At 66.7% G+C, this 13,341-nt stretch carries 11 protein-coding genes; 3 read left to right on the top strand and 8 right to left on the bottom strand.

Features of this window, described 5'->3' with window-relative positions; genetic code table 11:
• Window positions 1–50 precede the first annotated feature (50 nt).
• The 6 genes from WNB94_RS12850 to WNB94_RS12825 all read right to left on the bottom strand — a co-directional run bounded on the left by WNB94_RS12850 (window position 51) and on the right by WNB94_RS12825 (window position 4,608).
• Window positions 51–299 carry a BolA family protein gene (locus WNB94_RS12850; RefSeq protein WP_341390802.1) on the bottom strand — a complete coding sequence of 83 codons (249 nt, stop codon included), beginning with the start codon at window positions 297–299 and terminating at the stop codon, window positions 51–53.
• Between the two features lie 16 nt (window positions 300–315).
• Window positions 316–1,089 (bottom strand): ABC transporter permease, encoded by a 774-nt coding sequence (locus WNB94_RS12845; RefSeq protein ID WP_341390801.1) that lies wholly within the window; start codon window positions 1,087–1,089, stop codon window positions 316–318.
• Window positions 1,086–2,027 (bottom strand): ABC transporter ATP-binding protein, encoded by a 942-nt coding sequence (locus WNB94_RS12840; RefSeq protein ID WP_341390800.1) that lies wholly within the window; start codon window positions 2,025–2,027, stop codon window positions 1,086–1,088. The genes WNB94_RS12845 and WNB94_RS12840 overlap by 4 nt, the downstream gene beginning before the upstream one ends.
• 83 nt (window positions 2,028–2,110) lie before the next feature.
• The gene (locus WNB94_RS12835) at window positions 2,111–2,422 is read right to left on the bottom strand and encodes a polyhydroxyalkanoic acid system family protein (RefSeq protein ID WP_341390799.1); all 312 of its coding nucleotides are present in this window, start codon (window positions 2,420–2,422) and stop codon (window positions 2,111–2,113) included.
• Between the two features lie 49 nt (window positions 2,423–2,471).
• A complete protein-coding gene (locus WNB94_RS12830) occupies window positions 2,472–3,251 on the bottom strand; it encodes a hypothetical protein (RefSeq protein WP_341390798.1) in 780 nt (259 codons plus the stop codon).
• Window positions 3,244–4,608 (bottom strand): ammonium transporter, encoded by a 1,365-nt coding sequence (locus tag WNB94_RS12825; RefSeq protein ID WP_341390797.1) that lies wholly within the window; start codon window positions 4,606–4,608, stop codon window positions 3,244–3,246. The genes WNB94_RS12830 and WNB94_RS12825 overlap by 8 nt, the downstream gene beginning before the upstream one ends.
• Window positions 4,609–4,776: 168 nt before the next feature.
• Here WNB94_RS12825 and WNB94_RS12820 point away from each other — a divergent pair, with 168 nt between their 5' ends.
• From WNB94_RS12820 to WNB94_RS12810, 3 genes are read left to right on the top strand one after another with little or no spacing between them, the layout of a single operon-like run.
• Window positions 4,777–5,976 carry a M20 aminoacylase family protein gene (locus tag WNB94_RS12820; protein ID WP_341390861.1) on the top strand — a complete coding sequence of 400 codons (1,200 nt, stop codon included), beginning with the start codon at window positions 4,777–4,779 and terminating at the stop codon, window positions 5,974–5,976.
• Between the two features lie 31 nt (window positions 5,977–6,007).
• Window positions 6,008–7,792, top strand: coding sequence for an AAA family ATPase (locus tag WNB94_RS12815; RefSeq protein WP_341390796.1), 1,785 nt, complete (start codon window positions 6,008–6,010; stop codon window positions 7,790–7,792).
• Window positions 7,776–8,444, top strand: a complete 669-nt coding sequence (locus tag WNB94_RS12810; RefSeq protein WP_341390795.1) for a general secretion pathway protein GspB — start codon at window positions 7,776–7,778, stop codon at window positions 8,442–8,444. Before WNB94_RS12815 ends, WNB94_RS12810 begins: the two co-directional genes overlap by 17 nt.
• A gap of 6 nt (window positions 8,445–8,450) precedes the next feature.
• Here WNB94_RS12810 and cphA read toward each other — a convergent pair whose 3' ends face one another.
• Window positions 8,451–11,018: a cyanophycin synthetase gene (gene cphA / locus WNB94_RS12805; protein WP_341390794.1), complete on the bottom strand. Its 2,568-nt coding sequence runs from the start codon at window positions 11,016–11,018 to the stop codon at window positions 8,451–8,453.
• A gap of 37 nt (window positions 11,019–11,055) precedes the next feature.
• On the bottom strand, window positions 11,056–13,278 hold the full coding sequence (locus tag WNB94_RS12800; protein ID WP_341390793.1) for a cyanophycin synthetase: 2,223 nt from the start codon (window positions 13,276–13,278) through the stop codon (window positions 11,056–11,058).
• Between the last annotated feature and the right edge of the window lie 63 nt (window positions 13,279–13,341).

Below are 13,341 nucleotides of genomic sequence, written 5' to 3'. Positions count from 1 at the left end.
CGCGGTCGCGCCGGTCCTTCAAAAAGGTGATGTGGGGCGAGAAACGCGACTCAGCGAGGCTGCTGGGCCCATTCGGCGGGCGTCAGCGTCTTCATCGACAAGGCGTGGATCTCAGCGCGCATTCTATCGCCCAGGGCCTGGTACACGCGCTGGTGACGGGCGATCCGGGTCTTGCCATCGAACTCGGCGGAGACGATGGTGGCAAAAAAGTGCTGCCCATCCCCCTCCACCTGCAGGTGTTCGCAGGGCAGACCGGCGGCGATGTACTGTTGAACCTGCTCAGGTGTGGGATTGGCCATGGGGTGCTCCAAAGGGTCAGTGACGGATCTTGTAGCCGGTTTTCAGCAGGTGCAGTGCGCACGTGGCCACGAAGGTGGTGGCCAGGCCCACCACGGCCAGGCTCAGCCAGGGGCTCACATCGCTGACGCCAAAAAAACCGCGACGAAAACCGTCGATCAGGTAGAAAAATGGGTTGAGGTGCGACAAACCCTGCCAGAACGGCGGCAGGGAGTGCACGGAATAGAACACGCCCGACAGGAAGGTCATGGGCAGGATGATGAAGTTCTGGAAGGCCGCCATCTGGTCGAACTTGTCGGCCCACAGGCCCGCGATCAGGCCCAGTGAACCCAGCAGCGTGCCGCCCAGCACGGCAAAACACAGAATCCACCAGGGCTCGGCCAGACCAGGCCGCGCAAACCAAAGCGTGACAAGCAGCACCCCCAGGCCCACCATGAGCCCCCGCGCCAGCGACGCGCCCACGTAAGCCAGGTACCAAGCCCGATGAGACAGGGGCGTGAGCAGCAAAAACACCAGGTTGCCCGTGATCTTGCTCTGGATGAGCGACGACGAGCTGTTGGCAAAGGCGTTTTGCAACAGGCTCATCATGACCAGGCCCGGGATGAGGAAGCGGGTGTAGCTGACGCCGGGGAACACTTCGACATGGTCTTCCAGCACATGGCCGAAGATCAGCAGGTAGAGCACGGCGGTGAGCACGGGCGCGCCCACGGTCTGGAAGCTGACCTTCCAGAAGCGCAGCACCTCTTTGACGAACAGCGGGCGGGCGCCCTGGAACGAAGCCAGCCAACTCATGCCGCAACCTCCGCCATGGTCACCGTGGCCGGGCTGGTGCGCCCCTGCATGATGGCCACGAACACGTCTTCCAGATCGGCACGACCGATCTCCAGGTCCTCCACGCGGCAGGCAGCCTGGCGCAGGCAGGCCAGCACGCGCTCCACCTCGGCCGCGTCATGGGCGGCGCACTGCACGATGCGCCCTGTGACCCGGGCACTGGCGGCCACCTCGGGCGGCAAGGCGTCGTCGGTTTTGAAGCGCAACATGGTGGAGGCGGTGTCGGCCAGCAAGGCCGAGGTCCGGTCCAGCGCCACCAGTTGGCCCTGCTTGAGCATGCCGATGCGGTGGCACAAGGCCTCGGCCTCTTCCAGGTAGTGGGTGGTGAGCAAGACGGTGTGACCCTCGCGGTTGAGGCGGGCGATGAACTGCCACAGGGTCTGACGCAGCTCCACATCCACCCCGGCGGTGGGCTCGTCCAGCACGATCACGGGCGGGCGGTGCACCAGGGCCTGGGCCACCAGCACGCGGCGCTTCATGCCGCCGGACAACTGGCGCATGTTGGCCTCGGCCTTGTCGCTCAGGCCCAGGTGGCTCAGCAACTCGTCGATCCAGTCGTCGTTGCGGCGCAGGCCGAAGTAGGCGCTCTGGATGCGCAGCGTTTCACGCACCGAAAAGAAGGGGTCGAACACCAGCTCTTGCGGCACCACGCCCAACTGGCGACGCGCCTGGGCATAGTCACTCACCACTTCATGGCCCAGCACGCTGACGCGCCCGCCCGTGGCACGGCTCAGGCCCGCGAGGATGCTGATGAGGGTGGTCTTGCCAGCGCCGTTGGGGCCCAGCAGACCAAAGAATTCGCCCTCCGCGATGTCAAAAGAAACATCCCGGAGGGCGTTGACGGTGCGACCACCCGACGCGTAGGTCTTGGTGACGTTCTGGAAGGATACGGCGCTCATGAGGGCCCCGATTGTAGTTTCGGGGCAAAAACCTTGCCGTGCGCCACCTCAAGGGGCGGCGGCCGTCGCACCAGGCGGGCCGATCAGGCCTGATCGGTGCCGGAGGCCTTGTCGATCATGCGCCCGAAACCCTTGGAGATTTCGGCTTCGATCATCGGCTTGAAGGCCTTCATCATCATGCCCAGCTTGATGTCGATGTCGAAGCTGGTGCCGGTGACCTTCATGGTGCCGTTGATGCCCGAACGCTCGAAAGCGATCGTGTCCTCGTCGGCGCCCTCGGTGTGGGTGCAGCTCAGACCCATTTTCTGGGCGGGGCCTTCGGCCCACTTCTTGGCCAGTTCGCGGGCCTTGGGCAGGCCCAGGGTGTGGTTTTGCTGGAACTTGACGTCGCTCATGGCGCGCTCCTCGGTGTCGAAATCAGGAAAACAAAACAGACGGCACGAACTATAAATACCTTCTGATGTCTTTCAGGGTCGGATCCCCCCCCTGTTCGAACTCCCTGACCAATTGGGTGAGGCAGGCGTCGGCCTGCACCGGCCCCAGGAACTGGGCCAAGGCGACGTAAGCGGCGTTGATGAGCCGGGTGCCGTCGCCTTTGGCTGGCCAGTCGCCTGGCAGGTGCTGCCCCCGACCTTCCAACCAGCCCTGCGCAAGCCGGGCGGGCCCGCCACGCAATCGGGCCTGGCGAAAACCACCAACCACGGCCTGGCGCCAGGCCCACAGGTCGGCACGAACGCCTTCACTGCGCTGCACATGAACCGCCATGCGCTCGATCACCTGCTGCACCAGGCGCCCCGTTTCGGTGCACGGCGCCAAGGCGTCAAGTTCACCGGGCCGCGAGGGCAAAGCCCCGGGCTCGGACGGCAGCCAGGCGCTGGACGTGGACCACCCGCTGGGCAGCGAATCGCCGCCCTGCTCGCCTGCAGGCTGCGCGTTGAGCGGGCGTGCGCCAGCGGCTTGCAACCCCGCCTGATGGGCTTTGATCGCCCGGATGATGTCCAGGTGAATTTCGGCCTCACGGCCTTGCAGATTGAACTGACGGGCCACCTCGCGGCAGTAGCGGCTCAAGCCCGCCAGGCTGGACGCGCCGGGCGCCACGGGCTGCCAGAGCGCCGCAGCCTGTTGAACCTGTTGCGGCGACAGGTAGGCCGCCAGTGCCCACCTCACGGCGGCACGGGCGCTGGCGTCAGCGGCGGCCGATGAGGTCGAATACATCTCAGACATGTTTGCCCCTGTTCACGACCTCTTGCTGAAACTCGGGGTAACCCACCTCGTGATGCTCTGAAAAGTCCAGGCCACGCTGCTCGTGCAGTGTGGTGGCCCGCAGCGGCATCAAGCGGTTGATCAGTTGATACAACAGCCATGACACGCCAAAGGCCCAGATGAAGGCCACCACGCAGCCCAGCAACTGCACGCCAAACTGCTGGATGTTGAACAGATCATCCGCCTTGAACAACCCCGCGGCGAGCGTGCCCCAGACGCCGCCGACCGCATGCACCGACACGGCCCCGACCACGTCGTCAATCTGCCAGGCCTCCAGCGCCTCGGCCGCCAGCACGCTCAGCCCGCCAGCCACCACACCCGTCAGCAAGGCCCAAGCGGGCTCCATGACGTGACAGCCGGCCGTCACCCCCACCAGGCCCGCGATGGAGCCGTTGAGCGCGGCCGTCATCATCAGTTTGCGCCGCAACAGGCTCATCAGCAGCATCGCGCCCAAGGCGCCCCCGGCCCCGCCCAGGTGGGTGTTGAGGGCGATCTTGCCCAACCCCACGGTGGCCGCCGCCGTGCTGCCGGCATTGAAGCCAAACCAGCCCAGCCACAGCACGAATCCGCCCAGCGCCACCAACGTGAGGTTGTGCCCCAGGATCTGGCGAGACCGGCCATCCGGCCCGAAACGGCCCAGCCGAGGGCCGATCACCAGCACCGCCGCCAGGGCCGTCCAGCCGCCCACCGAGTGCACCACCGTCGAGCCCGCAAAGTCGATGAAGCCCAATTGACGCAACCACCCTGGCGATGCCTCCGTGCCGCCCCAGACCCACGCGCCAAACACCGGGTACACCAGCGCAGTCACCATCACCGAGCCCACGATGTACGCCCCGAACCGGGTGCGCTCGGCCACCGCGCCGCTGACGATGGTGGCCGCCGTGGCCGCGAACATCATTTGAAAGAACAAGGTGCCATAGGCAGACTCGGCCACCCCGTGCAGTGCAAAACCCGAGGTGCCCAGCCAGCCGCTGGGGTTGTCGCCAAACATCAGCCCATAGCCCAGCAGCCAGAAGGCCACGGCGCCAAAACACATGTCGCAGTAGTTCTTCATGAGCACGTTGACCGTGTTCTTGGCCCGCGTCATGCCCGCTTCCAGAAAGGCAAAGCCGGCCTGCATGAAAAACACCAGCGCACCGGCCACCACCAACCACATCATGTCCATGGCGGCACGCATGGCCAAGGCCGGATCCGGCAACACGGTCATGGCTGCGGTGCCCTCTGCGGCCATCGCGACATCACCCACGGCGCCACCCCAGAGGACGACCCCACCCCACAACACGCCCTGACGCAGGGCCACGAACCACTTGGACAACATGAAAGACCTGAGTGCAAACCGTTACGAGATAGCAAGCTGCGTACCAGGCACGGGTGTACCCACTGGCGGTCAGCCCTGTCCATGGCAGGGCCAAGGCCCCACCCCCGGCCTGACAGGTAAGATGAGGAAACTTCGCCGATGCCAGTTGACATGTCCAGCCCCCCTGTCATGCCCCTGTCCAATGCCCTGCCAGGCCTGTTGGCGCAGGCAGATCGCCTGCGCGACATCCGTCGTGACATCCATGCGCACCCGGAGCTTTGCTTTCAGGAGGTGCGCACCAGCGAACTCGTCGCGGATGCGCTGACGCGCTGGGGCGTTGAGGTGCACCGGGGACTGGGCCAGACCGGGGTGGTGGGCGTCATTGAAGGTCGCCCCGGCCAACGCGCCATCGCGTTGCGCGCCGACATGGACGCCTTGCCCATGACCGAGCGCAATACCTTTGCGCATGCCAGCAAACACCCGGGACGCATGCACGCCTGCGGCCATGACGGGCACACCGCGATGCTGCTGGCCGCGGCCCAGCACCTGGCTGGCGAGCGCGACTTCGACGGCAAGGTGGTGCTGGTGTTCCAGCCTGCCGAAGAAGGCGGCGGCGGGGCGGCCGCCATGATCCGCGACGGCCTGTTTGAACGCTTTCCAGTGGACGCCATCTTCGGCATGCACAACTGGCCAGGGATGCCCGCAGGCACCTTTGCGATCAAGGATGGCCCGTGTTTTGCCTCGTCCAACGAGTTCAAGATCGTGCTTCGCGGCAAGGGATGCCATGGCGCCATGCCGCACCTGGGCGTCGACCCTGTGCCGCTGGCCTGCCAGTTGGTGCAGTCGTTCCAGACCATCCTCACACGCAATGTGCGCCCGGTGGAGACCGGCGTGATCTCGGTGACCATGATCCAGGCCGGCGAAGCCACCAATGTGGTGCCCGACACCGTCACGATGCAAGGCACCGTGCGCACCTTCACGACCGAGACGCTGGACCTGATCGAACAACGCATGCGTGACCTCACGCACCACACGGCCGCGGCGTATGGCGCGACGGCGGAGTTCGAGTTCCACCGCAACTACCCGCCCACGGTCAACCACACCCTTGAAACCGCCTTTGCCCGGCGGGTGATGGAAGCCACCGTGGGTGCAGCCCATGTACAGGCCTTTGAGCCCACCATGGGGGCAGAGGACTTCAGCTTCTTCTTGCAGGCCTGTCCTGGCGCCTATTTCGTGATCGGCAATGGCGACGGCACCCATCGGGAGGGCGGGCACGGCCTGGGGCCCTGCACCCTGCACAACCCCAGCTACGATTTCAACGACCAGCTCATCCCGCTGGGGGCGACGCTGTGGGTGAATCTGGCCAAGGCCTGGCTGGCACAAGGCTGATCGGTGGAATTTCGGGGCTATCCTTGAGCCCATGTACGCAAGCCATTTCGGTCTGAAACAAGCGCCCTTTTCGATCGCCCCGGATCCGCGCTACCTGTTCATGAGCGAACGCCACCGCGAGGCCTTGGCGCATCTTCTGTACGGCGTGGGCGGTGGCGGCGGTTTTGTGCTGCTGACGGGCAGCATCGGGGCCGGCAAGACCACCGTGTGCCGGTGCTTTCTTGAACAGATTCCGCGCCGCTGCAATGTGGCGTACATCTTCAACCCGAAACTCAACGTGGTTGAACTCTTGCGCACGGTGTGCGAAGAGTTTCGCATCCCCTGCCCGGAAGATCCGCACGATTCGCACTCGATCAAGGCGCTGGTGGATCGCATCAACGAGTTCCTGCTGCGCACCCACGCCGTGGGCCAGAACAACGTGCTCATCATCGATGAGGCCCAGAACCTGGCGCCTGAGGTGCTTGAGCAGTTGCGCTTGCTGACCAACCTGGAAACCAACGACCGCAAGCTGCTTCAGATCATCCTGATCGGCCAGCCCGAGTTGCGCGACATGCTGGCCCGGCCCGAACTGGAACAGGTGGCCCAGCGTGTGATCGCGCGCTTTCACCTGGACGCCCTGTCGGCCACGGAAACCGATCAGTACATCCAGCACCGCCTGGCCGTGGCCGGGCACCGGCGTGGACGGCTGTTCACCGACGAGGCCGTGCGCCGCATCCACGAGTGGACGCAGGGTGTGCCCAGGCGCATCAATGTGTTGTGTGACCGGGCCTTGCTGGGTGCGTATGCCGAGGATCGGGGGGCCGTGGACCGTCGCATCGTCGACAAGGCCGCCAGCGAAGTCTTTGAGGGACAGGCCAGGGTGGCCGACCTCTTGCACGCCAAGCCGCATGGTCCCAAGGTGTGGTTACTGGGCAGCGGGGCCTTGCTGGTGAGCGCGGCGGCGCTGGCTGCAGGCTGGTGGTGGCAACATCCATCGGCGACGCGCATGGCCCACCAGGCCACGGCGGGCTTGAGCGCGGCCGCCCCGGCGGGATCGGCCGCCAGCAGCGCCCCCGGCGCGGACGGCCCCCACGCAGACGCGATGCATGCAACAGATGGTGTCGCGTCAAGCGCCAGCGCACCTCAGGCCACAGAACGCGCTGAGGCCAGGGCCGCCCCTTTGCCGCCACAGATCGACGCGGCCGCCGTGCTGTTGAAGGCCTGGCCCGGCGCCAATGACGCCTGGCGCGCCTTGGCCACCCTGTGGCCCCAAGCCCAGGCACTGCCCGGCCAGGGCGCACCATGCGCCCAGGCTCGGGCACTGGGGCTGTGGTGCTTCAATGGTGAGGGGGGCCTGCCGCCCTTGCGTCGCCTGGACCGTCCCGCCGTGTTGACGCTGGAAAACGCGCAAAAGCAGCGGGTTCATGCGGTGCTCACGGCCATGGACAACGAGCACGCCACCTTGTTGCTGCGCGATGGACTCAGCAGGGTCAGCCTGGGGACGCTGGCGGCGGTGTGGCGCGGCAGCTTCGGCACCTACTGGCTGGCACCCAGTGGCTACCAGGGCGCCATGGAGCGAGGTCAACGAGGCCCATCGGTGGACTGGCTGTGGACGCAAGTGAGTCGCGCCCAAGAGGCCGCACCGCCGGAAGCTGGCACACCGTTCAATGCGGATTTGCTGGCCCGTGTTCAAGCCTTCCAGTTGGCCAGTGGCCTGCAACCCGACGGGGTGGCGGGCTCCAGCACGATGATGATGCTCAACCGCGTGGCAGAGGTCCAGGAGCCTCGGCTCAGTGCCCCGCTTGCCTTGGAGGACCACGATGTCCTACATCCTTGACGCCCTTCGCAAGGCGGACGCCGAACGCGAGCAGGGTCGGGTACCAGGCCTGCACAGTCATTTGGGGCAGGCCCCGGCTGAGTCAGCCGCGTCGCCCGCGGTGTCACCGACCACGCGCTCCAGCTGGCCGGTGATGGTCGGTGCCGGACTGGCGGGGGGGCTGCTGGCGGCCATCGTCTTGTGGTGGACGCTGCGTGCCAACGCGCCGGCAGCGCCGCCCGCTGCCGTGGCCGTGTTGCCGGCCTCCACCATGGCCAGCGAGGCCCCGAGTGCACTGAACGAGTCGATGGCACCGAGTCCAGAGACCGCCCGGCCCGTCGTGCAGCCCGTGCCCGCGCCAGACCTGCCATTGCCTCAGGCGGCAGCACCACCCCGCCCGTCGCCCCCCCCGCCCGCCGCCAAGGTGGCTGCGCAGGACGCCCAGCCAGCCACACCGCTGGATGGCTTGCCCGACCAGGTGCGCCGCAGCCTGCCGCCCCTGGTGTTTGGGGGGGCCATGCACTCGGACAACGCCGCCAGCCGCATGCTGGTCATCAACAACAACGTGTACCGCGAAGGTGATGAGCCTGCGCCCGGCCTGGTGCTGGAAGAAATCCGTCTGAAGTCCGCCGTCTTTCGCTTCCAGGGGCAGCGCTTCAGCGTGAATTACTGAGCCACATCACCGAGCGGCACAACGTGCCCGCAAGTAGGCCAGGGCCTCGTCAACCTGGTCCACCAGCACCAGACACAAGTCACCTGCGGTCAAACGGGCCAGGCCGATGTCGATGGCCTGAAACTCACCCGTCACGTCCTCCACATGCTGGGCGCGCTGGGCCTTGCTCAGGCCTTCGCGCAACAGTCGCAGCACTTCACCGTCAGCGCGCCCACGCTGGCAGGCGTCCTGGTAGAGGATGAAGTCGTCGAACACATCGCCCAAAATCGCGGTTTGTTCACGGATGTCTTCATCGCGGCGATCACCTGCGCCACTGATCACCACCACCCGGCGTCGAGCCGGCATGCGCTGCACAGCCGCCACCAGCGCACGCATGGCGTCGGGGTTGTGCCCATAGTCTGCGATCACCGTGGCGCCGTGGTGATCCATCACATTGAAGCGCCCCGGGGCGTTGTCGGCATCGTTGGTGAAGCTGGCCAACCCGCCGCGGATGGCGTCCCACGCCAGCCCTTCGCTCCACGCCGCCCCAATGGCCGCCATGGCGTTGTCCACCTGGAAGCCGATGCTGCCCTGACGGGTCAAGGGAATGTCACGCAGCGGCAAGCGTTCGCGCCAGCTGCCCTCGCTGGCCACGATGGCGTCGCCATCGACGGTGAGCACGCGCTTGCCCTGGGCCCGGTGGGCCGCCAGCACAGGGTTGTGAGGATCGAGCGCAAAAAAGATGACACCGCCGGGGCACTTGGGGGCCATGGCCGCCACGATGGGGTCGGCTGCATTGAGCACGGCGTGTCCGCGATCGGCCACGTTCATGACAATCACACGCTTGAGCACGGCCAGGTCTTCCACCGTGGTGATGTAGTTCAGGCCCAGGTGATCGCCAGCGCCCAAGTTGGTGACCACGGCCGTGCTGCAGCGGTCAAAGCCCAGGCCTTCGCGCAGGATGCCGCCCCGGGCGGTTTCCAGCACCGCGGCGTCCACATCGGGGTTCAGCAGCACATTGCGTGCACTCTTGGGTCCCGAGCAGTCGCCGCTGTCGATCTGGCGGCCATTCACGTACACCCCGTCGGTGTTGGTCATGCCCACACGCAAGCCACTGGCGGCCAGCAAATGCGCGGTCAGCCGGGCGGTGGTGGTCTTGCCATTGGTGCCCGTGACAGCCACCACCGGGATTCGGCCGTCCTCTCCGGGGCCGAACATGGTCTGGATGACGGCTTCGCCCACCGGGCGGCCCTTGCCGTAGGACGGCGTCAGGTGCATGCGCAGACCCGGGGCGGCATTGACCTCGACGATGCCGCCACCTTGCACCTCCAGCGGCCGGTGCACGCTTTCCGCCAGCACGTCCACGCCGCAGATGTGCAGGCCAATGCACTGCGCCGCGGCAATGGCCCGGGCGGCCACCTCGGGGTGCACCTCGTCGGTCACATCGGTGGCCGTGCCGCCGGTGGACAGGTTGGCGTTGTTGCGCAACACCACACGCTGCCCGGCCGCCGGCACCGCGTCTGGTGTGAGGCCCTGCACCGACAGCCGGGCCACGGCGATGTCATCAAAGCGAATCTTGGTCAGTGAGGTAGCGTGGCCTTCGCCACGGCGGGGGTCTTCATTGACCTTGTCCACCAATTGGCGCACGGTGTGCACGCCATCGCCCACCACATGGGGTGGATCGCGGCGGGCGGCGGCCACCAGCTTGTCACCCACCACCAGCAGGCGGAAGTCATGCCCGGGCAGGTAGCGCTCCACCATGACCTCGCCATGTTCGGCCGCCACATTGAAGGCCAACACCAGGTGCTCGTCCGACACGATGTTGACCGTCACGCCCTTGCCCTGGTTGCCATCGCGTGGTTTGACCACCACCGGCCAGCCGATCTCGGCCACCACCTGGCGGGCCTCGTCCATCGAGGCCACCGGTCGACCGATGGGCACCGGCACGCCGGCAGCGGCCAGCAGTTGCTTGGTGAGGTCTTTGTCCTGAGCGATGGACTCGGCCACGGCACTGGTGCTGTCGATCTCGGCCGCCCAGATGCGGCGCTGACGACTGCCCCAGCCCAGTTGCACCAGACTGCCTTGCGTCAAGCGGCGCCAGGGGATGCCCCTGGCCTGGGCCGCCTCCACGATACAGCCGGTGCTGGGCCCCAGGCGCACGTCTTCGTCCAGCTCGCGCAGCTCGGCGAGCACGCCCTCCACCTCAAAGGCCTGGTCGGCAACGATGGCGGCGATCAGTTGCTGCGCCGCCTCCAGCGCACGGCGGCCCACCGACTCTTCGGTGTAACCCACCACCACCTGATAGACGCCCTCCTCGGGTGTCGGGGCTGTGCGGCTGAACGTGACCGGGCAGCCAGCCTGGGCCTGCAGGCTCAAGGTGACCAGCTCCAGGACGTGGGCCAGACTGACATGAGAGGCCAGGGCCTCGGCTCGCCAGGGGCCCAGGGCAGGCAAGGCGGCACGCAGACGGTGCTCCAGGCCCGGCAGACGCCGGATGTCGCGTTCGTCCTCGGCACACTCCACCACAGCCTGGATGGCGGTGTGGCGGCTCCACAGGTTGGGGCCACGCAGGACCCGGATGCGGGATACGTCCATGATGAATGACTTTCGCTGAAGGGGCTGTGCGCCGTGGTCAGGCCTTGGGCTGGGGGTCGAATGTTTCGAGGCCCGCCTCGATCAACTGAGGAGAGACCCCCAGAGCCCAGGCCGCCGCGACGGCCGCCAGCAAGGCCCGCACGCTGGCCGTCGGGATGGCCTGATCCCCGACCCGCCCGGTCAGGCGCCGCGCCGCAGCGCCATGCAGGTCCGCGCAACGCACCGGCAGGTGGCCGTTGTGCGTCAGCAGCACGTGATGCCCTTGCACGGACACCGTTCGCCCCCCCTGGGCACGGTGAGCCACCAGCGCCGGGTGTTCGTGATCCGATTCGTAGAAGACGACCTCACCATCACAGAGTTCGGCCATCTCGACCAGGCGAGGGTCGCCGGCGTACAGCACGCCCACACCGTGGGTGTGCACCACGTCCATCTGGGTGCGCAACACCTTGAAGACCTGCTCCGACTCGTGGATGTCGTGGCGCGCCAGCTCTGGCGCCACGGGAGGCTGCGCCCCCGCCAGGTCGGTGACCACGCCCACCTGGCAGCGGTCATAGGGCAGGCCGTCATCCAGGATGGAGGCCACCGACGCCTCCAGGACGACCGCGTCCACCTCGCGGTTCATCAGCAGCCGCTGGCCCGCATCAAACGTGGCGCGCGGCCCGCCTTCCACCTGCCGAATGCCCAGGAACAGGCCATCACGGCAAGCCAGCCCCACACGGCGGCCTTCCAGGTGCAGCAACCAGGCCACCAGGCGAGCGATCTGCGTGGTGCCCACCGAACCCGAGATGCCCACGATGGGGATGCGGCCGTCATCACCCGAGGCCTCATCGCCAAAGAGGTGGTCGACGATGGCCTGCCCCACCGGACGTGGCAGGCCCACCGCGGGCTTGAGGTGCATGAGCAGGCCAGGCCCCGCATTGACCTCGACCACGGCGCCACGTTGCGGTAGCAGCGGCCTGGCAATGTCACTGACCACCAGGTCGATGCCCGCGATGTCCAGGCCCACCGCCCGGGCCGCCAGGCTGGCCGCGTAAGCCACGTCCGGATGAACCTCGTCGGTGCAGTCCATGGCGACATTGCCATTGCGCTGCACCAGCACCCGCTGACCCGCTGCGGGCACGGCAGTGGCGTCCAGGCCCTGACGCTCCAGCAGCAATCGCATGGCGGGCTCGCGCTCCAGCACGATGGTTTCCAGCGGAAACTCTTCGGCCTCTCCCCGTCGCGGATCGCTGTTGAGCTGCTCGTCAATCAACTGCGCCACGGTGTCGCGACCGGTGCCCACGATCCACAGGCTTTCACCCCGGGCGGCCGCCACCACCTGCCCGCCCACCACCAGAAGACGGTGCTCGTCACCCGGAATAAAACGCTCGACGATGACCTCGCTGCCCTCGGCCTCGGCCACCCGAAAGGCCGCTTCGATGTCGGCGCGCTCGCTCAACTCCAGCGACACCCCTCGGCCATGGTTGCCATCCAGTGGCTTGACCACCACCGGCAGGCCAATGTCTTGCGCGGCCTCCCAGGCCGCTTCGGGGCTGTCCACCACCTCGCCGTCGGGCACGGGCACACCCACGGCCTTCAGCAAGGTTTTGGTCAAATCCTTGTTGCCTGCGATGCCCTGCGCGATGGCCCCCGTCTTGTCGGTTTGGGCCGTCCAGATGCGCCGCTGAGCCCGCCCATGCCCGAGCTGCACCAGATTGCCCTCATTGAGACGAATGTGCGGAATGCCTCGGTCGGTGGCCGCGCCCACGATGGCCGCGGTGGATGGCCCCAAATACGTGTCGTCAATCTGCGCTCTCAATCGCTCGACCGACGGCGCCACCTCGAAGGGCTCATGGTTGATGGCGGCCATCAGCAGGGCATGCCCTTCCCTCAGGGCCACACGGGCCACGCCCTCATCACGCGCGCGAAACACCATGCGGTAGACGCCGCGCTGCGACGTGCTGCGCGTTTGACCAAAGCCGGTGGGCATGCCCGCCAGATTGAGCAACTCGATGACGATGTGCTCCAGGATGTGCCCGGCCCACGTGCCCTCGCGCAAGCGCTGTATGAAACCGCCACGCTCGCCCACACCACAGTGGTGCTCTTCGAGGGCTGGCAATAGCGTGAGCAGGCGGTCGGTGAGCCCGGGCAATCGGTCTGATGGCCAGTCTTCCAGCTCGCCCAGGTCCAGCCAGACCTCCAGCACCGGCCGGTAGGTCCAGAGGTTGGGGCCGCGCAGGTAATTGATGCGCAACAGCCGGATGTCGTTCTTCTTGTTCATGGCTTTCATTCGACCCCAGAAGGTGGTTCAGCGCGTGGCGGGTGGACAATGCAGGCCTTGTGT

Origin of the sequence: Aquabacterium sp. A3 (assembly GCF_038069945.1) — a bacterium.
Lineage (GTDB): Bacteria > Pseudomonadota > Gammaproteobacteria > Burkholderiales > Burkholderiaceae_C > Aquabacterium.
Note: the sequence above shows the minus strand (reverse complement) of the source record. Positions and strands in the feature narration are given on the sequence as shown.

Bases quoted from the DNA above. Each gene is read 5' to 3' on its own strand.
- WNB94_RS12850 (WP_341390802.1), bottom strand. From the start codon at position 299: ATGGCCAATCCCACACCTGAGCAGGTTCAACAGTACATCGCCGCCGGT.
- WNB94_RS12845 (WP_341390801.1), bottom strand. From the start codon at position 1,089: ATGAGTTGGCTGGCTTCGTTCCAGGGCGCCCGCCCGCTGTTCGTCAAA.
- WNB94_RS12840 (WP_341390800.1), bottom strand. From the start codon at position 2,027: ATGAGCGCCGTATCCTTCCAGAACGTCACCAAGACCTACGCGTCGGGT.
- WNB94_RS12835 (WP_341390799.1), bottom strand. From the start codon at position 2,422: ATGAGCGACGTCAAGTTCCAGCAAAACCACACCCTGGGCCTGCCCAAG.
- WNB94_RS12830 (WP_341390798.1), bottom strand. From the start codon at position 3,251: ATGTCTGAGATGTATTCGACCTCATCGGCCGCCGCTGACGCCAGCGCC.
- WNB94_RS12825 (WP_341390797.1), bottom strand. From the start codon at position 4,608: ATGTTGTCCAAGTGGTTCGTGGCCCTGCGTCAGGGCGTGTTGTGGGGT.
- WNB94_RS12820 (WP_341390861.1), top strand. From the start codon at position 4,777: ATGCCCCTGTCCAATGCCCTGCCAGGCCTGTTGGCGCAGGCAGATCGC.
- WNB94_RS12815 (WP_341390796.1), top strand. From the start codon at position 6,008: ATGTACGCAAGCCATTTCGGTCTGAAACAAGCGCCCTTTTCGATCGCC.
- WNB94_RS12810 (WP_341390795.1), top strand. From the start codon at position 7,776: ATGTCCTACATCCTTGACGCCCTTCGCAAGGCGGACGCCGAACGCGAG.
- cphA (WP_341390794.1), bottom strand. From the start codon at position 11,018: ATGGACGTATCCCGCATCCGGGTCCTGCGTGGCCCCAACCTGTGGAGC.
- WNB94_RS12800 (WP_341390793.1), bottom strand. From the start codon at position 13,278: ATGAACAAGAAGAACGACATCCGGCTGTTGCGCATCAATTACCTGCGC.